This is a genomic window from Photorhabdus hainanensis (genome assembly GCF_018448965.1).
GTDB lineage: Bacteria > Pseudomonadota > Gammaproteobacteria > Enterobacterales > Enterobacteriaceae > Photorhabdus > Photorhabdus akhurstii.
The window spans coordinates 1-20,361 of record NZ_RCWD01000017.1; the positions used below are offsets into that span (position 1 = coordinate 1).

Genomic DNA, 20,361 nt, shown 5'->3' on the forward strand with positions numbered 1-20,361 from the left:
CGGAGACGGAGAGCTGCCCGGATTGCGGTCATGCCCTGCGCTTTTTGCGTGATGAAGTCAGTGAGCGACTGGAATATCGCCCCGCGACGTTTGTTGTCCGGCGTTATGTCTGTCCGCAGTACAGCTGTGCGGCCTGCCAGCGAATTCATGCCAAAGCCCAACCCGCCCGGCTGATTGAAAAGGGCCTTCCGGAGCCGGGGTTGCTGGCTCAGGTGGTGGTGGCCAAATATCGTGACCACCTGCCGCTCTACCGTCAGCAGCAAATCTATGCCCGCAGCGGCGTGACCCTGGCCCGCAGCACCCTGTCGGACTGGGTGGGGCAGGTGGCTCTGGCGTTGCAACCGTTGGCCGATGCCCTGAAGCAGACACTGCTGACGTCCCCGGTGCTGCATGCCGATGAGACGCCGTTGCCGATACTGGCCCCGGGAAAAGGCCAGACCCAGCGCGCCTATCTGTGGACGTATGTCACCGGCTCCGAGACCTCGCCGGCGGTAGTGTACTATGAGCTGCATCCCGGCCGCAGTGGCCGTTATGCACAGGGGTTCCTGGAGGAATGGGCCGGTGGCTACCTTGTCACGGATGACTACGCCGGCTACAACGCGCTGCATGCCCGGGCGGATATCACCGAAGCGGGTTGCTGGGCCCACGCCCGCCGTAAATTCTTTGACCAATATAAAGCGAGCCAAAGTTCGGTAGCGAAACAGGCGCTGGATGGCATTCGCGACCTGTACAAGCTGGAGCGAAAAATCAAACAGCGGCCGCCGGATAAACGGCGTCAGTGGCGGCAGCGTTATGCCCGGCCGTGGCTGAATGAGTTCCGGACCTGGTTGCAGACGACTCAGGCCCAAACGGCGCCCAACTCCGGGTTATGCAAAGCGATAGATTATACGCTGAAGCGCTGGCCGGCGCTGGTGTGTTATCTGGATGATGGCCGGGTGGCGATAGACAACAACCGGGCGGAGAATGCGGTCCGGGGTGTGGCGGTCGGCCGAAAGAACTGGCTTTTTGCGGGTTCACTGGCCGCGGGGCAACGGGCGGCCATGATAATGAGCCTGTTGGAAACCGCCAGAGTCAACGGACATGAGCCCTGGGTCTGGTTACGTGATGTCCTCAGCCGGCTGCCTTCCTGGCCAAACAATCGATTGAATGAGCTGCTGCCCTGGCCTGAGAATCCCTTCAGTTAACATCCTATTTTGTTGTTCTCTGACAATGCAAGGTGAGTTCACCGGAGCCTTACCCTGTTGCCGCTGGTACTGCTGATGCTGTTGTTGCGTAGCTTCACTGTCAGGAATGAGCACCAGACAGCCGTCCATCACCTTCACCGTAATCTGGCCGCCGGTATTAAATCCCGCCTGTCTCAGCCACGTGTGGGACGGCGACGTGCCGGCGGAAATCCGCGAGTATCAGCACGGCCGGCTGAAAATGATCCGCCATCTGGTGTTTGACGGCTGGGAGCTGATAGCGCAGCAGACGCAACAGTTCACGCTTAATCTGGACAACCGGGTGGAGCTGATGGCCGGGGAGGTGCAGACTCAATATGCGGTCAGCGCCCCGACAGGCAAGCGGGTGTGGCGGCGGCCGAAGCAGTCCCTGTACGGGCTGCGGCTGGGCGGACACGGCGAGAATCCGCAGCTCGATCCGGGCCTCCGATTTGCCGGGCAACTTTTTGATGAGGAAAGTGGTTTATTTTATAATCGGTTCCGCTATTATTTGCCGGAAGCGGCGTGCTACCTCAGCCCTGATCCGCTAGGGCTAAATGGGGGCCTGAATCCTTATTCGTACGTCCATAATCCGGCGAACTGGATTGATCCGCTCGGATTGACGGGATGTCCTAATAGTATTAAATATGGCGAATTAGATCATTTAGGGCGCCCTACAGGAGTTCATGCCACTTTAGATAAAGGTCATATTAATATGGGTACGCACGCTAATCCCGATATACAGCCGCCAGGATTTATTACAGGAAAAGGTTCTAACAGAGCTAGGGGCCATTTGCTCGGACGACAATTAGGTGGTTCTGGTGATGATGTTAGGAACCTGGTTACTCTTCAACAAAGACCTGCTAATACTCCTGTCATGAGTGGAGTCGAAGGTAGAATAAGAAAAGCCTTAGAACAAGGAGAAGTTGTTGAAATGAGTTCTATTCCTATTTATAAGGGACCATCCAGAATACCAGCAGGTATTACAATGAAAGCCGAAGGTTCAGGGGGCTTCTTTGAATATGTCACCGTTCTTAACCCTCTAGGAATATAAATAATGAGTATAGAGAGCTTAAAGAATCTATTGCCCTTACCTGTTCATCCTAATGAAAATGGTGAAGGTAAAACGTGGCCGTTAATAGATGAACAGTATTCTTTTCCTAAAGACTATATTGATTTTATAACCCAATATGGAACAGGTAGAATTGCTGATTTTATCACTATATTTAACCCATTTAGCGAAGATGATGATTTAAATTTTTTTAGGCAAAAAGAATGGATTATTGAAGATTTTCAGTCCCTTGTTGAATCTGATCCAGATTATTATCCGTTTATTCTTTATCCCGATATTAATGGATTGCTTCCTATGGGAGTTACAGATAACGGCGATTATATATTTTGGGTTGTATCGTCAGATAATAGTGACTTATGGAATGTTGCTATTATTGCGGCAAGGGCACCAGAAGTTGAATATAGGCAAGAAAATTTCATTGATTTTTTAGAAGGTGTTTTATCAAGAAACGTCAAATGCATGTCATTCCCTGATGGTTTTCCTTCTAAAAATATAGAATTTATTAGCATTTAAAAATAAGCCGGAAAGATCCCCGTGATCTTTCCGGCTTTATTGTTTTTACACTTAAAATAAATATTTTACAGGGTTGACCTTATATATTAAATATATAAATTAAAATCACGAAAATATAAAATAAATAAGAAGATAAAAAAAGGAATAATACAGAAAAATATAAGATTCATAGTAAATATATACATAGGCTATATTTTGGCTATTTTATTCTGTTTTTTCTCTGAAACAGCAGAAAGCCGGAATCACTTCCGGCTGACTTCTTTCTTACCGTGGCGAATACCCGTGATACGCCAGTGCTGACTGGAGCCGCCCTATCGCGGCCTTGATAACCCAGGCTTCCGTGTCATCAACCGCACAGGCCCGTATCTCTGCCCAGCTCAACCGCTTAACCAGTTGCGCCAGTGCCATTGCTTCGTCATGGCTCAGGTGCACTTCCTTTAGCTGCTCAATCCCTGCTCTGTAAATGTCCGGTCATCTCATCTTGTTCTTCCCCTCTGGCCCCTGCACGCTACCGCTTCCTTATCTTCACCTGGAGACTGACACCATGAGCCGTAGCCGATATACCCCGGAGCAAAAACAACACCATGTGACCCAATGGCGCCACAGTGGCCTGACCCGAAAACAGTATTGCGAACAGCATCAGCTGAGTTTTTCCTCTTTCCGCGACTGGATTGCCGACAGTAACAACATCCCCCAACCTCTCAGCCAGACACTGCCCGCCCTCTTGCCGGTTTCACTCCAGCCTGACGACACGCGCACCGTCACCCTGCATACCCCAGACGGCTATACCATCGCCTGTCCATTGACGCTGTTGCCTGACGTGACGCGGGTACTGGCCCGATGCTGAAACCGCAACAGCTCTTTCTGGTGCGAGAGCCCGTCGACATGCGTCGGGGCATTGATGCCCTGACTCAACACCTCGAGGGACTGAATTTGCGCTGGCAGGACGAAGCCGCTTTTGTTTTCTGCAACAAGGCCCGCTCCCGTCTCAAGGTGTTGCGCTGGGACCGACACGGCGTCTGGTTGTGTATCCGCCGTTTGCATGCCGATACCGATATCGCGGTGCTGGAGACCCAGATCTCACGCCTGCATCTCCCGGAAGCTCCCCGGCGGCCCGCCCCAAACGACAGCCTTTACCGACGACTTTATCCCGAGAAGATATCCGGCTGGAGACGGAGCCTTACTTTTATTACCAGAGAACCGTTGATATTTTTTCTATCTCCGCCCCGGAGACAGTTATGCTTATTTACTCTAGACGTGATACCTGACGGCTTCCACAAAAGCCATAAAAGCCGGTGAAGCTTGTCGCCGGTTGGGATAATAAAGATGAAATCCCTGAAAATATGGGCACCAGTCTGCTAAGACTTCTTTTAGCGTCCCGTCGGCAATGTAGGGTTTAGCTAAATATTCAGGAACATAAGCCAGCCCTATACCATCCAGTGCGCTATTCAGAAGATGAATAGTACTATTTGAGGTAAATTGCCCATTGACCCGAATATTCAGCTTTCTGCCATCTTTCTCAAATTCCCACACGTAAACACCGCCAACAACTGAATAACGGGCATTAATACAACAATGGTTTGTCAGATCATGAGGAGATTGCGGAATTGGATGCCGCTCAAAATAGGCGGGTGTCCCAACTACGGAGAGGCGCCAATCTGGACCAAGACGTACTGCTATCATGTCCTTGCTGATAGCTTCGCCAAGCCGGATTCCTGCATCAAACCGCTCATTGACAATATTCGTGAAACCGTAATCGATATTGACCTCCACGTTGATGTCAGGATATCTGGCAAGAAACTTGGCAAGCATGGGCCTCAGGATCATCTGTGCCGCATCGTCTGAGCAAGTGATCCGAATTGTACCCGCAGGTTTATCCCGAAGTTCACCCAATCTTTCAATTTCAGCGTTAATCTGCTCAAAAAGAGGACTAATAGAATGTAATAATCTTTCCCCTGCTTCTGTCGGTGCGACATTACGTGTTGTGCGGGTTAATAAACGTACCCCGAGTCTTTCCTCCAGAGCTTTAATGGTGTGGCTGAGTGCTGATGGCGTGACGCCCATTCTTGCCGCTGCCTTTGTAAAACTTTGCTCCTCTGCCACTAACAAAAATGCTTGCAGATCATCCATCCTGAAACCTCAATTGTTGAATTTTTCTCACAAGAGCATGCTAATTATAGCGTCTAATCAAAGAAACACTATGCAATTAAGATCTACATGAGTTTGATTATCGTCATAGTTGTTTGGGATGCATAAAGCACGTCATTCCGTTCTGCTATCAAATGAATGCCGGAGAAAAATGAAAACTGTTGATATTGATGTAAGACCATACACGCATTCAACACAGCCTCCTGCATGGGGAGCGGTCTTTTCGATGGCTCTCTGTGTTGTTGTATTGATTGCGTCAGAATTTATGCCCGTCAGCTTGCTAAGTCCAATCGCACAGGACTTGCAGATGAGCCAGGGGCAGGTGGGTCAGGCTATTTCAGTTTCAGGCTTTTTTGCCGTGCTGACCAGTCTGCTGAATACTCCCCTGACAGGTAAGTTCGACCGGAAAAAAGTGCTGCTGAGTTTCACGCTGCTTCTGACAATATCCGGGGTGATTGTGACACTGGCCGTTAGTAACGTGGAGTTCATGGTCGGACGGGCTTTATTGGGCATCGCCATTGGTGGTTTTTGGTCAATGGCGACGGCGACCGTGATGAGGCTGCTTCCACCTGATTCTGTTGCGAAAGGGCTGGCTCTGATAAACGGTGGCAATGCGCTGGCAGCGACCATTGCAGCTCCGTTAGGCAGCTTTTTGGGACAGTATATTGGCTGGCGAGGCGCCTTTTTTATGGTAATCCCACTTGCCATACTGGCGTTTGCCTGGCAATGGCGGGGGATTCCTGCGATGGAAGCCAGTAAAAAAAATGAAGTAGTCAATCCATTCAGGTTGTTGAAGAGAGCGCAGGTTGCTCTGGGTATGGCTGGCATCATGTTGTTATTCATGGGGCAGTTCGCTGTTTTTACCTATCTGCGGCCGTTTCTGGAAACGATTACTGGCATCAGTGTGACTGAATTATCCCTCACGTTCCTTCTGTTGGGTGCTAGCGGTCTGGTTGGAACATATTTCATCGGATTGTTATTAAAAAAACGGTTGTTTGCCTACCTGATTGCTATCCCTCTCGCGATGGCAGTGGTTGCGGTAGTCCTTACCATTTTCGGAAATTCTGGCATAGCGGTTGCGGCGTTACTGGCAACTTGGGGATTAGTCGCCACGCCGGCGCCGGTTGCCTGGGGACTCTGGTTGAGCCGCGCACTGCCGGATGATGCGGAAGTTGGTGGTGGCCTGATGGTCGCGACTATTCAGCTAGCTATTACGTTAGGAGCCAGTTCCGGCGGAGCAATGTTTGATGTCATGGGTTGGAAAAGCCCCTTCGTCTTTGGCGCGGTATTACTGTCGTTATCTGCCATTTTTACCTGGGCTGCGCAGCGTTCAGCCCATCCAGACGTTATTGCTCATGGGTAAACATGGGCAATAGCAGAGAAAAATGTACTGACTTTTATATTTCATTAAAGGCAAATATATGAACATGAAAAAGATAGTTTCAGCAATAGTTTTGAGTACGATGTTATCAACATCGGCAGTAGCATCTGCCGCGGATACGCTGGCTTGGGATAAAACATTTGCGCAAAGTGACAAGGTAATCCACCAGAAGGTGTCGTTCTATAACCGTCTGGGAATTAATCTGGTTGCCGATATGTATATTCCAAGAAACTTGGATATGTCGAAAAAGCACCCGGCCATTATTGTTGGTCATCCTTTTGGAGGCGTCAAAGAGCAGAGTTCGGGTTTATACGCCCAGACAATGGCAGAGCGTGGTTTTGTCACTCTGGCTTGGGATGCATCTTATAACGGCGAGAGCGGCGGTGAACCTCGTTCGATTGCCTCCCCAGAAGCTTTTGTGGAAGATTTCAGTGCTGCTGTTGACTTTATTGGCACCCGCTCATTTGTTGACAGAAATCGCATTGGTGTCATTGGTATCTGCGGGAGCGGAGGGTTTGCACTCAGTGCTGCGGCTGTCGATCCTCGGATGAAGGCCATAGTGACTATCAGTATGTATGATATGGGCCGGGATCGCCGTCAGGGATTGGGGGACACAATGACCAAAGAGGATAGGATCAAAGCACTTGAAGACATTGCCCAGCAACGCTACGTCGAATTTGAAGGTGGGCAAAAACGCTATGTTATCGGGACTCCGGAAGAAATTACCGCCGAGTCACCCGCTGTAGCTCGCGAGTTCTATGATTACTACCGGACGCCGAGGGGACGCCATCCTCGTTCAACAACAGCAATGTCTCTGACCAGCAACCCGGCATTAATGAATTTCTTTCCATTCTCTCAAATAGAGGCAATCTCGCCCCGTCCGATTCTGTTCATTGCGGGAGAGAAAGCTAATTCTCGTTACTTCAGCGAGGATGCTTACAAATTGGCGGCTGAGCCTAAGGAACTTTACATTGTTTCCGACGCATTGCATGTGGACTTATATGATCGGACGAAATTCATTCCATTTGACAAGATTACATCATTTTTCACTCACAACTTGAAATAAGATAATAACAAACTAAAGGCGCCTTTAGTTCCAGACCGCTGATAAATCGCGTTTAAAATAGCGAGGTTCGTCAGCGGCCTGAATACCCTTTTTATAACAGGCATCAACTATGTGGAGTATATCAGCCGTATTGCGCCTAGAGGAGGCTACTGTCTGCTTTGCCCGGTTTTAATATGGCTCAGAGCTGAATGATGATGCTCCGCTAAAATCTAAGTTATAAAGAGATCAACGTGCGGTATATCCACCGTCAACGAGGTGGTAACTACCGGTAATAAAAGAGGCATCCTGAGATAGCAGGAAGCAAACTAGTGCAGCGACTTCATCTGGCGTTCCGAGGCGGCCGACAGGATGGCGTTTGGTAGCTTTTTGGACTACATCGGCGCCGAGCCTGGACATCAATGGTGTGTCGATGTAACCAGGCCCGACAGCGTTGATCCGGATTCCTTGCGTCGCGTATTCTAGCGCGGCGGTCTTTGTCATGCCTAGCAATGCATGCTTGGCTGCTACGTATGCAATTGAGTTGGCGAGACCAACACTACTTGCGGCCGAGGCCATGTTAACAATCGCACCACCGCCGGAAGCCAACATCGCGGGAATCTCGTACTTCATCGAGTACAGGACACTATGCATGTTGATATTGATGACCTGATGCCAGTCATCCAATGGATAGTCTACAGTCCGGTGGAACGAGCCGGCGATCCCTGCGTTGTTGACTGCCAGGTGTAGCGCCCCAAAGGTCTCTATCGTTTGAGCCACTAAACGCTCTACCTCGGACGCTTGGGAGACGTCAAGTTGAATGGCGATAGCATTATCGAGGTCATTGGCAAGAGCCTGAGCTGCGTCGCCGTCGATATCGGCAACGACAACGTTTGCGCCGTTTGCAGCCAGTCTGCGACAGATTGCAGCTCCAATACCCATAGCGCCACCGGTAACAATTGCCACTCTATTGTTAAAATCTAAAGCCATATATTCTACTCCTATAAATGATGCGGAATAAGTTCATACTATCCTTGACAGTCTGTGACATATCCTAATCGATTCAGGTAATCCAGCATTTTTAATAAGTGATCACATTAGTTTTAGCTTGTATTGGTATTTTTTTCTATTTACGTTAACGATATTATTTTACTTTTGCAAAGTAATGCCTAATAAATTATTTTTCAACTTGATTTTATATTTTGTATGATTTGGAGTATTTAAATGATTTTGTAAATATTGAATAAGTCGCATTTTGAGTTAATGTTATATCTATTGTTTAGAATAGATGGCTAATTTTACTAGTGTTTGACAAAATAAAATTTTTCATAATTAAATATAAGGTTTTTATTTTGTATTTCAAAATATTTAATTATTTAAATAATGTCAGTTGGATATTAGTATGAAGAAAATAAAATATAACGTAATTTAACACTCACATATAATAAATGTAGATAACGATTCTGCTTTTAATAATGCAGTTATGTGTTTGCCAATAAAAATTGCAGGGAATTAAATGAGGTTTCTTATTTAGAGTGATAAATTGATGGTAAAGATTATATCTGTTGTTTCAATCGTAAAGCAGTACCGTATATCAATTCTTTATCAAGTTGGTAAAGTAATTAGTTTAAGTTTCTGAATAGGGAATTGGTAATCGGTTGTGATAGAGATGTTTTGTAATATTAATATATTAAGAAATAATTAATTGTTTAACGATGACGTGATCATTCGGTATGAATTGGTTATCGAGTTTTTCCTATGTAAAAGCAAGATTGAGGAAAGTGATAATCGCTATTGAATAGTTTTCACTTGAAAAGACTTTACCTGTTTCTCTAATCTAAGTAAATCATTGAGGTAAGGTACAATAAAGTCAATTTGTGAAAAATAATCTCAATGGGCAGGAGTATTGTTGTTGTCTGAAATTTAAGAGCATTTAGATATAGTCAATTTTCTTAACTGGATAGTTAATTCTACATTAAATTATTGTCAGATTGTTCACTTCTTTTGTTGTTTTGGGTTATCGGTTTACTCTGGTTTTTAAAAGTTAAATTACGTCAAATTTTATTTTGCATTTAAGTAAATAAATTTCTAGCGTTATTAATGAATAATTATTTATTTATTCGTTTCATCTATATGTAGTAGATTTAATTTATGCACTTTTTATTCGCTTTTTATTCATAAATTGTGCATAAAAATACTTTTTGGAATTTTGAACGAGATCAAAAAGTGTTTTTTTTGTATCTAACTTGTGTTGACTTTGTTAAGGGCGGGCAACAGTATCTGTCTAGTGGCTGTGCAACTATTTTTGGGAATAGTCATGGAGTTAATAAGAATAATATTAAAAATATCCTGTAATTCTATTATTTTTAAGGATTTTTAGGTTTCAGTTTGGTAAACCTTTTCCTCGGCATACATTAATAAGTTGTGTAAGTGTGAGACGAAAAATGATGCGGGGTATATTACTTTCTTTCGTCCGTGTACTCTCTATTTTAAGGGGAAATGATCTATGTTGGAAAACATTCAGAGAAGTTGGTTTGATCACTATATGGTTCCTTGTTTCTCTCCTGCCAAGTTTATACCTGTTCGGGCCAAAGGTTCGAAAGTATGGGATCAGGATGGTAAGGAATATATCGATTTTGCAGGTGGAATTGCCGTTAATTCATTGGGGCATGCACATCCTGAGTTAAAGGATGAGTTAATTTCTCAGATTGAGAAAATGTGGCATATAGGTAATGGTTACACCAATGAACCTGTCCTAAAATTAGCAAAAAAACTCGTGGAAGGTACTTTTGCTGATAAAGCATTTTTCTGTAATTCAGGAGCGGAAGCTAACGAGGCAGCATTAAAGTTAGCCAGAAAATATGCCTCTGATAAATATGGAAAAAATAAAAGTGAAATTATTTCGTTTAAAGATTCTTTTCATGGGAGAACATTATTTACCGTTACAGTAGGCGGGCAGCCAAAATATTCACAAGATTATGCTCCCCTGCCGCAAGGAATTACCCATCTTCCTTATAATGATTTATCGGCAATTAAAGAACACATTTCTGAAAATACCTGTGCGGTTATTGTCGAGCCTATTATCGGTGAGGCCGGTGTTATTCCCGCAGATCCTGCGTTCTTGCAGGAATTACGTACTTTGTGTGATCGTTTTCAGGCGTTGCTTATTTTTGATGAAGTTCAAACTGGGGTAGGTCGTACAGGGTATCTTTATGCTTATCAGGAATATGGTGTTGAGCCTGATATTCTTACCAGTGCTAAAGGTCTCGGCGGCGGCTTTCCTATCGGCGCCATGTTAACAAAACAACATATTGCAGCGGCTTTTCAACCAGGAACGCATGGTACCACATTTGGCGGTAATCCTTTGGCGGCGGCGGTTGCCAATAAGGTGCTTTCCATTGTTAATCAGCCGGAACTGCTCACCGGCGTTTTGCAACGTCATGATTACTTCATGGATAAATTGTCGAAACTGAATCAGCGTCACCAAATATTCAGTTGTTTGCGCGGTAAAGGGCTGCTTTTAGGCGCTGAATTGGATAAGGCTTGGCAGGGTAAGGCGAAGCAATTGACTAATTTGGCCGCAGAGGAGGGGTTAATTGCCTTGATCGCGGGTCCAGATGTATTGCGCTTTGCGCCGGCATTAAATATCGATTTTGCTGATATCGATGAAGGTTTGGTTCGTCTTGAAAGCGCCATCATGCGGTTTGTCGGTTAATAGTAAGGTTTATAGGTTAATAGTAAGTTGAAGGTGACGTTATGATGCTTTTCCGAGCTGTCCGGCATAGTGACTTAAATGGGGTTCAGTCTTTATCTCAACGCGCTGGTATAGGTTTGACATCTTTTCCCAATAATCTGGAGCAATTACGCTCACGTATTGCGCGTAGCGTTGATACTTTTGATGGAAAACTGTCCAGGGCTCAACAGGGATTCCTTTTTGTGCTGGAAGATACCAGTGTGAATCGGGTGGCGGGCGTCAGCGCCATCGAAGTGGCGGTTGGGCTGGAAGAGCCGTTTTATAACTTTCGGGTACAAAAAACCGTTCGCTCATCACGTGAATTGGGGATTTATAAATCTATTGAAGCGTTAACTTTGGAGCAAGATCAGACCGGTAACAGTGAGTTGTGTACCTTGTTTCTCGATCCAGAATATCAGAAGGGGAAAAATGGAACATTTCTCTCCAAAGCTCGTTTTCTTTTTATCGCTGCATTTAGGGATATTTTTTCTAAAATTATATTCGCTGAAATGCGAGGGGTTGCAGATGAGCAAGGAAATTCCCCTTTCTGGAATTCATTGGGACAACATTTTTTTGGTATTCCTTTTTCTCAGGCAGATTACTTAACCGGTATTGGATCGAAAACCTTTATTGCGGAGCTAATGCCCCTTCACCCTATTTATATCTCCTTATTATCGGCTGAGGCTCAGAAGGTGATTGGGCAGGTCCATGAAAAAACTGTACCTGCGCGGGCCATTCTTGAAAAAGAAGGTCTTGCCTATCAAGGCCATATCGATATTTTTGATGGCGGCGCTTTATTACAGGCTGAGATTGACCGGATACGCGCGGTAAAAGAGAGCCGCCTCGTTCCTGTTAGTAAAGCCGCGTCAGTGACCAGAGATGATGGTGTTTCTTGCATCGTTGCCAATCAGCAGTTTAGTGAATTCCGAGCGCTTTTATTAAATGTGGCGTGTGACAGTAATGAACTGTTTTTAACAACCGCTGAGATGGATGCGCTTCAAGTAAGCGATGGGGAGCAGGTTCGACTGGTTAGTCTCTTTCCAAAGGAAAATTAAACATGAATTATAAAGCACATTACATTGGGGGAAGATGGATTGAGGGGCAGGGTGAGTTAATAACTAAATTTTCTCCAATAGATCAACAGATTCTGTGGCAAGCTAACAGCGCTGATGTTTCTCAGGTCAGAGCCGCTTGTCATGCTGCCCGCGAGGCGTTTTATGTCTGGTCGCATTTGCCCGCCAGTGAGCGGATTAAAGTCGTTCAGACGTTTGCGGCTTTACTGAATGAGGAGAAAGAGACGCTCGCTCGTGTTATCAGTCAGGAAACCAGTAAACCGTTATGGGAAACGCGGACTGAAATACAATCTATGATAGGTAAAGCGGCTATTTCTATCGAAGCGTGGGAACAGCGTACCGGTGAGTCAGAAACGATTATGCCCGACGGCCGTGCTTTACTGCGTCATCGTCCTCACGGTGTGATGGCGATTTTTGGTCCGTATAACTTTCCCGGACATTTGCCTAATGGTCATATTATTCCTGCGCTTATTGCGGGTAATACGCTGGTGTTTAAACCGAGTGAATTGACGCCGATAACCGCGGAAGAGACGGTGAAACTGTGGGAAAAAGCGGGTTTGCCCGCCGGTGTGCTCAATCTGGTTCAGGGAGCGCGCAGTACCGGGACAGCATTGCTGGAGGATAAGCAGATTGATGGCGTGCTGTTCACGGGGAGCGCCAACACCGGCTTTCACTTTCACCGCGTGCTTGGCGGTCAGCCAGAGAAGATGTTGGCGCTTGAAATGGGGGGAAATAATGCATTGATCGTCGATGGTTGCGACGATATTGATGCCGCGGTTTACACCATTGTGCAATCAGCATTTATCTCAGCCGGTCAACGTTGCACTTGCGCTCGCAGATTGTTGGTGAAAAATGGCGTGCACGGAGACGCGGTGATTAAGCGTCTGGTGGAGGTGACAGAGCGGATCGTGCCATCTCATTGGGATGCCCAACCTCAGCCGTTTATCGGTGGAGTCATTTCTCTACAGGCTGTGCAAAATCTATTGGAAGCTCAAGATCGGTTGCAAAAACTAGGGGGGATCTCTTTGGTCTCGCTGGAGCAATGTCAGCCGCAATCAACGTTTCTGACCCCCGGAATTATTGATGTTAGCCAAATCGCTGAGGTTCCTGATGAAGAGTATTTCGGGCCGCTGCTCATGCTTATGCGTTATGACACATTTGATGAAGCGTTGGCAATCGCCAACAACACCCGATTTGGGCTGGCGGTCGGTTTAATTTCGCCGGATGCTGCTTTGTTCCAGCGCCTGTCAGAAGATGCCAGAGCGGGCATTGTGAACTGGAATAAGCCGTTAACCGGGGCTTCCAGTAAAGCGCCTTTCGGCGGCATTGGCGCGTCAGGAAACTACCGACCTAGTGCTTATTATGCTGCCGATTATTGTGCCTGGCCGATGGCATCTTTAGTTGCCGACGAACTTACTTTACCTGAAACGCTTGCGCCGGGGATCTGCTTCCCTGATTAACCGTTTAACGGAATAGGTTTTAATTTATACAATTTTTTCAGAGGGATTTATGGCTGGTTTTGAAGCGAATTTTGATGGGTTGGTCGGCCTGACCCATCATTATGCGGGGCTTTCTGTGGGTAATAAGGCTTCGATTAATAATAAGGATAGCGTATCTAACCCGCGTAAAGCCGCGCTGCAAGGTGTGATGAAAATGAAAGCGCTGGCTGATGCGGGGTTTATTCAGGGAGTGCTTCCTCCGCAACAACGCCCTAATATCCCTGCCTTACGTAATTTAGGTTTTGTCGGCAGTGATGAGCAGATACTTCATAAAGCGGCCAAATATTCTCCGGTGTTATTATCAAAACTGAGTTCTGCTTCATCAATGTGGACGGCAAATGCGGCAACCGTGTCGCCTTCGGCGGATAGCGCTGATCGGCGAGTTCATTTCACGGTAGCAAATTTAAATAACAAATTGCACCGTTCGCTGGAAGTGGAAACGACAGCCGCCGCGTTAAAAGCCACGTTTGCTGATCAAAACTATTTTGTCCATCACCAGGCTCTTCCACAACATGAAGATTTTGGTGATGAAGGGGCGGCAAACCATAATCGCTTTGGCGGCGATTATGATACGCCCGGCGTACAGGTGTTTGTTTATGGCCGTAGCGCATTTCGCGGCGGCCCGGCGCCCAAACATTATCCGGCGCGGCAAACATTGGAAGCCAGTGAAGCGATTGCCCGACTGCATCAACTTAATCCGGCGCAAACCGTTTTTGTCCAGCAAAACCCGGTCGCCATTGACAGTGGTGTTTTCCACAACGATGTGATTGCGGTCAGCAACCGAAATGTCCTTTTTCATCATCAACATGCTTATCTTCATCAATCTCAGGCGTTGGCTGAAATTAAACAGAAACTGGCGGTGTTGGGACAGGATTTTGTCTCAATTGAGGTGCCGTCTGAGCAAGTAAGCATTAAAGAGGCCGTTAATTCCTATCTTTTTAATAGTCAATTGTTGAGTAAAACTGACGGAAAGATGGTGATCGTTGTTCCTGAAGAGTGCCGTCAAAACGCTGTTGTTTGGAGCTATTTACAGTCGCTGATTGCGCAATCCTCTTCACCGATTAATGAAGTTTGTGTTTTTGATCTGCGGGAAAGCATGCGCAATGGCGGCGGACCGGCTTGTTTGCGTCTGAGGGTGGTACTCAACGAGGCTGAATTTCGTGCTGTCAATCCCGCAACATTGTTGAATACGCCGCTCTACGATCGCCTGACCGAATGGATAACGCGCCATTATCGTGACGAATTATGCGCCGGTGATTTGGTTGATCCTCAGTTACTTCGTGAAGTTTATACCGCTCTGGATGAGCTAACGCAGATCCTGAATTTAGGGTCGATCTATGAATTTCAGCGCTAAATTGGAGCAGATATGGATCTGTTAACGTTATTGCTTGAAAAAAAACTTGCCGACCACCTGACATTTCCAGAAACAATGAGCGCACATTGGTTGGCAGAAGGGGTACTACAATTGATTCCCCATGAGGGAGAAAATCGGTCTCTGGTGATTTCTGCCGGTATTCACGGTAATGAAACCGCGCCCATTGAAATATTGATTCAGTTACTCGCGCAGTTGGCGGATGGTACGTTAACACTAAAAAATAACTTGTTGATCATCTTCGGTAATTTGCCTGCGATACGGGCGAATCGACGTTATTTACAGCATGATTTGAATCGCATGTTTAGTGGCCGTTATCTGGATTTCCCGCAGGGAGATGAGCGATCGCGCGCGGCTGAACTTGAAGATGTCGTGAGTCGTTTTTTTGCTGAACCTTCGGTGTCGTCGACAAATATTCGCTGGCATATTGATCTGCATACCGCTATCCGCGCTTCTCACCATGAACAATTTGCCTTGTTGCCTGCTAAGAGCCGTCCCTTTTCCGCTGAATTTATGCAATGGTTGCATGACAGCGATATTGATGCACTGGTTTACCATCGTGAGAAAGCCGGGACTTTCAGCCATTTTCTGAGTGAAAAGTTTGGGGCGGATAGCTGTACGATGGAAATGGGTAAAGCAATGTCTTTTGGGGAAAATGATTTAACCAGATTTCAAAAAATTACCGATGCCCTTTATAATTTAATTTCTTTATTACCAATAACAGCACGTATTAAATCTGAGTTGAAACATTATCAGGTGATTGACTCTATTATTAAGAGTGATAATAGTTTTCAGCTTCATATACCCACGGATACTTTGAATTTTACTGAATTGCCAGAAGGATTTGAAATCGCCAGCCAACATGATCGTCATTGGAAAATTAAATTTCCGGCGAAGTTTATTTTATTTCCTAATTCTGAGGTAGCTAATGGATTAAGGGCGGGATTGTTACTTGCTTTAAATGAAAAAATAATTAAATAAGATATTACTCTAATTTCTTCCTGAAGCCGTGGTAACTTCTTATTTGGGAAGATTTGGCAGTCAACTGCTTCTTTAATGACGGACGGGTATTATCATGATAAAAAACAATAAAACTCAACAAAACCTTTCGGCAGAGAAATTTGCTGATACACAAACGCTTCATAGAGGGCTGAGTGCGCGTCATATTCAATTGATTTCCATTGGTGGTGCTATTGGCACAGGTTTATTTATGGGATCAGGAAAAACCATTGCCGTATCGGGTACATCGATTATTATTACCTATGCGATTGTTGGTTTTTTTGTCTATATGGTAATGCGGGCAATGGGGGAATTGCTCCTGACTAAATTGAATTATCGTTCTTTTGCTGATTTCGTCTCCGATTATTTAGGCGCCAAAGCCAGTTTTTTTCTCGGCTGGACTTATTGGATGAGTTGGATTGTCTCTTGTATTGCTGATGTTGTTGTATGCGGCGGCTACATTCAATATTGGTTTCCCGGTGTCTCTCTTTGGGTGCCCGCATTTATAACGTTAGGTTTGCTGGGTACTTGTAATCTTCTTTCTGTCCGCTTATTTGGCGAAGCTGAATTCTGGTTCGCTATGATTAAAGTCATTGCGATTTTAGCGCTGATTATTATTGGTGTTGGTATGGTGATGGTAGGTTGGCAATCACCGGATGGTATGATCGCTTCTGTGAATAATTTAACTGATCCATCGGTATTTCTGCCAAATGGTATTTTTGGTTTTTTTGCTGGTTTCCAAATAGCGATTTTTTCTTTTACCGGTGTTGAGTTAGTTGGCACGATGACGGCAGAAACCAAAGATCCGGAAAAGATATTGCCGAAAGCCATTAATAATATCCCGATAAGAATTATTATTTTCTATATTTTCTCCATGTTAAGCATCATTGCTGTCACTTCCTGGGGGAGAATTTCAGCGGAAATCAGCCCTTTTGTGACGCTATTTGCCTTGGCTGGTCTGCCTGCCGCCGCCGCAGTGGTTAATTTTGTTGTGTTAACATCGGCAATGTCCTCTGCTAATAGTGGATTATATGCTTGTACACGTATGCTTTATGGCTTATCAACAGAAAAGAATGCCCACCGGAAATTTAAAATTCTCTCCCGCAGTACCGCAATTCCTGTACATAGCCTGATGTTTTCTTGTTTCTGTATGGTGATTGGTACGTCGCTTTTATTTATTATACCGAATGTCATGCAGTTGTTTACTATTGTATCCACCGTTGCTTCGATTATGGTGATTTATAGCTGGTGTGTGATTTTGATTGCCTATTTGGTTTATCGTAAGAATTGCCCTGATGTGCATAAACGTTCAATATTTAAGATGCCTTTGGGGATGTTAATGACTTGGATAACCCTGACCTTTTTCATCTTTACCATAGTGGTAATGGTTTTTGACCCGGATACATTGGTCGCACTTTGTGTCACGCCTTTATGGTTTATTTTGTTAAGTATTTTATGGCGCGTAAAAAAGAGAAATGAGGCACAGGAAGAACAACGTTATCAGATATCAAAAGAGAGTTTTCGTTCATAGACAGAAATGAAGAAATAATGAATTGAAGCAGATAGAAAAATGGCTTCAATGGTGATCTCATATTAGCCGAAACGGCTCATTTGATTGTACGATATTCAACGGATATCAAACAATTACCTCAGGTGATAATCAAATCGTTTGCGAGCAGTGGCTTGCCTTTGCAGATATTTTAGGCAAAGTTGCGTTATTTCTTTTGACCTATTTCCAATTGAGAATTTGTTAAGTCCATTAGTTTTCATCTGCTAAGTGTTTAGTCCCTTCAATGCCAAATAGGCTTCCATGCTACGTGCATTATTAGTCGAATCTAGCATTGGATATTCATGATCTCGGTGCTTTTATTAAATTTTAAATTAAATTTATTGATGCTTTATTTTGTTTTTCGTCAAATTTTTTAATTTATTTTGAATCGTTGACCGTTTTAGTTAATGCCTTTGGTCTCTACGAGGCAAGGATATACAACATTAATCCTGGCTGTGAGTGTATATTAAATAGTACAGGGCGTGGATTTAATAATTAATATTATTAATTGTTGTATGGTAGATTATATGTAAATATATTATCAATTATCAGTCGATAATTGATAATTGTTGTGTGGGAGGATGTTCATAGTGAGTGAAATTCAGCAATCCACCAGGAAAATTAAAATGGGTTATACGGTTTCCATAACTATAATACAGCCTTTAAGTTTCTAATAAAATCAATAATATAAATATAGGCGCATATGCAGCAAATTAATATCTCAAACAGCCACCGTTTGGTTCAATCCGAGGCTGAGCTACTCGACCTTATTCTCGCCGAAGTAACTAATACTCCACATCCGGATCTCGTCATTATGGCGGGGCATTTCATGCTCTTCCTTGACGAAGAACGGGGATGCCTCGTACCGGGGGTTATCGAAGAAAATAGTTCGCCCATGCGAGAAAAAATTGAACGACGCGTAGGAATCTTTCCAGGATATACTTGGGAACTTGGTGTTCGAATCGCAGAGCAACTTGATCCCCAATTCGAAGCGATTAAATTTCTGTTGCTTATCAACGATTGGCAATATGTTTCGCGCGATAATGGGCCTGCATCCGAATTAAGACGTGCTTTCTACGAGCAATTCTCCGCGCTTCCGGCCTCATACCAATCTGTCTTAGAGCGCAGCGGGCGATTCTCTGAGCAAAACATACTTGCAAGCCGCAAGCACCCTATTGCCTACCCGGAGACTTGGCTGAAATATCGGTTCCAGAAAAGCGCCGATAAGTTGGTCAAAGCGGGGCTATTAAATCGTCGTGTTCTCGACAATGGTCCTGATGCCGGAACCGAAATTTCTCTTGTGGACGAAAACGGCGACTATCGGCCTCTTATTACCTGTGGTGTTACCGGATGTGCGGGAGAGATCACGGAGATGATCTCTGAGGTCTACAACGCGCAACATCGCCTTTTGGTGATTTTTGCCCCCGGCGAATGCTTCCAACCGGTCAAAACAGGGGTAAGTACCGCACTCTCTCTGTATGGGCTTTCGGGTATGAAAGTGATTGTGGCAGATCCCGGTGGAAGCGGAGAGATGCAGCAGCAAGAGATCTACTCGAAACTCGTTAACGTTGCCGTCTTCACTTCCTGATAGGGAGTCGCTATGAATGTCAATGAAAACCCGACTGGCACAATCTATCTGGATCATTGCGCCACGACACCATGCTTTCCAGAGGTCGTCGACATCATGCGATTCTATATGGAGCATGAATTCGGCAATGCTTCTTCCGCTCATGTGATGGGGCGTCGTGCCCGGCATGCGATTGAGAACGCTACCCAACAAGTTGCGTCTCTCATCGGCGCCCGCCCGGAAGAGATCGTTTTCACATCGGGCGCTACAGAAGCCAACAACATCGCTCTTTTTTCGAGTTTTGCCCACAACGAATGCGCTCCTGCGGGAGCGCTGCTTTGCCCCATCGACCACAAATCTGTGTTGCTCGTCGGCAAAGAGTTGGTTCGTCGGGGGCTTGCTGTCGAGTATCTGCCGGTTGCCGCCAATGGTCGGGTAAAACCGGAAGATGTCATGACTAGACTGACCGCCGACACCCGTATCGTCAGCGTTACTCATGTGAATTCTGAGCTAGGCGCCGTTCAGCCGGTGGATGAAATCGCTGCAATCACGCGTCGGTCAGGCACTTGGCTGCATGTGGATGCTGTCCAGTCTGTCGGCAAAATTCCTATGAACGTCAAGGAAAAGGGAATTGATATGCTTTCATTTTCCGCCCATAAAATGCGGGGGCCGAAAGGAATCGGAGCACTCTTTGCCGATGCGCGTATTGCGGCGCGTTTGAGGCCCTTTATCTATGGCGGCGGTCAGAATCATTTGCGTAGCGGCACTTTGCCGACGCCGTTGATTGTAGGGTTTGGCCTTGCGTGCCAGATGGTTCAGTCGACCCTCATGCAACGCCAGGCAAAAGTCACCGCATTGAGAGACTATTTCATCACTCGTCTACATCAAAGAGTGCCGAACGCAGTGTTGAATACTGATCTCTCTTGCAGTTCCCCATATGTCGTGAACGTTCAGTTCAAAGGTATTGCTTCGGAGGCGTTGATATCCGGGTTGCATCAGGTGGCTATATCGTCAGGTTCAGCCTGCAACTCCGCGGAACTACAGCCTTCGCACGTGCTCACAGGCATCGGCTTAAGCTCGGCTCAGGCTAATGCGTCGGTTCGGTTCTGTTTTGATCCGGATCTCGATAATGCGATACTGGATACCGCAATTGAACACCTTGTCTTCCGATTAAATTCTATTCGCTAGGAGCATTATCTATGACTATGCAAACT

At 45.6% G+C, this 20,361-nt stretch carries 18 protein-coding genes and 1 pseudogene; 15 read left to right on the plus strand and 4 right to left on the minus strand.

Annotation, left to right across the window (positions count from 1 at the left end; translation table 11 throughout):
- Positions 1–1,184: IS66 family transposase (tnpC, locus tag EAE92_RS12055; protein WP_214068261.1), on the plus strand; the 1,184-nt coding region annotated here is incomplete at its 5' end.
- On the opposite strand, the gene EAE92_RS24595 is transcribed toward tnpC, so the two are convergent.
- Positions 1,098–1,394, minus strand: a complete 297-nt coding sequence (locus tag EAE92_RS24595; RefSeq protein WP_339959377.1) for a SymE family type I addiction module toxin — start codon at positions 1,392–1,394, stop codon at positions 1,098–1,100. The two genes, tnpC and EAE92_RS24595, sit on opposite strands and share 87 nt — an antisense overlap.
- Positions 1,395–1,422: 28 nt before the next feature.
- Here EAE92_RS24595 and EAE92_RS12065 point away from each other — a divergent pair, with 28 nt between their 5' ends.
- Together EAE92_RS12065 and EAE92_RS12070 are read left to right on the plus strand one after the other, a co-directional pair.
- Complete coding sequence (locus tag EAE92_RS12065) at positions 1,423–2,253, plus strand: RHS repeat-associated core domain-containing protein (protein WP_281422778.1); 831 nt, start codon at positions 1,423–1,425, stop codon at positions 2,251–2,253.
- 3 nt (positions 2,254–2,256) lie between these two features.
- Positions 2,257–2,784 carry an SMI1/KNR4 family protein gene (locus EAE92_RS12070; protein ID WP_214068262.1) on the plus strand — a complete coding sequence of 176 codons (528 nt, stop codon included), beginning with the start codon at positions 2,257–2,259 and terminating at the stop codon, positions 2,782–2,784.
- 264 nt (positions 2,785–3,048) lie between these two features.
- Here EAE92_RS12070 and EAE92_RS12075 read toward each other — a convergent pair whose 3' ends face one another.
- On the minus strand, positions 3,049–3,216 hold the full coding sequence (locus EAE92_RS12075) for a DUF7706 family protein (protein ID WP_214068326.1): 168 nt from the start codon (positions 3,214–3,216) through the stop codon (positions 3,049–3,051).
- Between the two features lie 112 nt (positions 3,217–3,328).
- Between EAE92_RS12075 and tnpA the strand changes: the two genes are divergently transcribed.
- Together tnpA and tnpB are read left to right on the plus strand one after the other, a co-directional pair.
- Positions 3,329–3,631: an IS66 family insertion sequence element accessory protein TnpA gene (gene tnpA / locus EAE92_RS12080; protein WP_246545159.1), complete on the plus strand. Its 303-nt coding sequence runs from the start codon at positions 3,329–3,331 to the stop codon at positions 3,629–3,631.
- Positions 3,625–3,828, plus strand: a pseudogene (gene tnpB / locus EAE92_RS12085) (IS66 family insertion sequence element accessory protein TnpB); the annotation flags it as partial. The gene tnpA and the pseudogene tnpB, both read left to right, overlap by 7 nt.
- A gap of 207 nt (positions 3,829–4,035) precedes the next feature.
- On the opposite strand, the gene EAE92_RS12090 reads toward tnpB, so the two are convergent.
- On the minus strand, positions 4,036–4,914 hold the full coding sequence (locus EAE92_RS12090) for a LysR family transcriptional regulator (RefSeq protein WP_214068263.1): 879 nt from the start codon (positions 4,912–4,914) through the stop codon (positions 4,036–4,038).
- 169 nt (positions 4,915–5,083) lie between these two features.
- Here EAE92_RS12090 and EAE92_RS12095 point away from each other — a divergent pair, with 169 nt between their 5' ends.
- Positions 5,084–6,295 (plus strand): MFS transporter, encoded by a 1,212-nt coding sequence (locus EAE92_RS12095; RefSeq protein WP_214068264.1) that lies wholly within the window; start codon positions 5,084–5,086, stop codon positions 6,293–6,295.
- 64 nt (positions 6,296–6,359) lie between these two features.
- Positions 6,360–7,379 carry an alpha/beta hydrolase gene (locus EAE92_RS12100; protein ID WP_214068265.1) on the plus strand — a complete coding sequence of 340 codons (1,020 nt, stop codon included), beginning with the start codon at positions 6,360–6,362 and terminating at the stop codon, positions 7,377–7,379.
- A 225-nt stretch (positions 7,380–7,604) separates the two neighbouring features.
- Here the strand turns inward: EAE92_RS12100 and EAE92_RS12105 are convergent, their stop codons facing one another.
- The gene (locus EAE92_RS12105) at positions 7,605–8,345 is read right to left on the minus strand and encodes an SDR family NAD(P)-dependent oxidoreductase (RefSeq protein ID WP_214068266.1); all 741 of its coding nucleotides are present in this window, start codon (positions 8,343–8,345) and stop codon (positions 7,605–7,607) included.
- Positions 8,346–9,861: 1,516 nt separating this feature from the next.
- Between EAE92_RS12105 and astC the strand changes: the two genes are divergently transcribed.
- From astC to EAE92_RS12145, 8 genes are all read left to right on the plus strand, one after another.
- Positions 9,862–11,070, plus strand: a complete 1,209-nt coding sequence (gene astC / locus EAE92_RS12110; protein WP_214068267.1) for an aspartate aminotransferase family protein — start codon at positions 9,862–9,864, stop codon at positions 11,068–11,070.
- A gap of 41 nt (positions 11,071–11,111) precedes the next feature.
- Positions 11,112–12,143 (plus strand): arginine N-succinyltransferase, encoded by a 1,032-nt coding sequence (gene astA, locus EAE92_RS12115; protein WP_036811963.1) that lies wholly within the window; start codon positions 11,112–11,114, stop codon positions 12,141–12,143.
- Positions 12,144–12,145: 2 nt separating this feature from the next.
- Positions 12,146–13,621 (plus strand): succinylglutamate-semialdehyde dehydrogenase, encoded by a 1,476-nt coding sequence (gene astD / locus EAE92_RS12120; protein ID WP_214068268.1) that lies wholly within the window; start codon positions 12,146–12,148, stop codon positions 13,619–13,621.
- Positions 13,622–13,670: 49 nt separating this feature from the next.
- A complete protein-coding gene (gene astB, locus EAE92_RS12125) occupies positions 13,671–15,014 on the plus strand; it encodes an N-succinylarginine dihydrolase (RefSeq protein ID WP_214068269.1) in 1,344 nt (447 codons plus the stop codon).
- Positions 15,015–15,026: 12 nt separating this feature from the next.
- Positions 15,027–16,013 (plus strand): succinylglutamate desuccinylase, encoded by a 987-nt coding sequence (astE, locus tag EAE92_RS12130; RefSeq protein WP_214068270.1) that lies wholly within the window; start codon positions 15,027–15,029, stop codon positions 16,011–16,013.
- 94 nt (positions 16,014–16,107) lie between these two features.
- Complete coding sequence (locus EAE92_RS12135) at positions 16,108–17,562, plus strand: amino acid permease (protein ID WP_214068271.1); 1,455 nt, start codon at positions 16,108–16,110, stop codon at positions 17,560–17,562.
- Positions 17,563–18,283: 721 nt separating this feature from the next.
- The gene (locus tag EAE92_RS12140) at positions 18,284–19,168 is read left to right on the plus strand and encodes an LPD16 domain-containing protein (RefSeq protein ID WP_046395973.1); all 885 of its coding nucleotides are present in this window, start codon (positions 18,284–18,286) and stop codon (positions 19,166–19,168) included.
- 12 nt (positions 19,169–19,180) lie between these two features.
- On the plus strand, positions 19,181–20,335 hold the full coding sequence (locus tag EAE92_RS12145; protein WP_214068272.1) for a cysteine desulfurase family protein: 1,155 nt from the start codon (positions 19,181–19,183) through the stop codon (positions 20,333–20,335).
- Positions 20,336–20,361 lie beyond the last annotated feature (26 nt).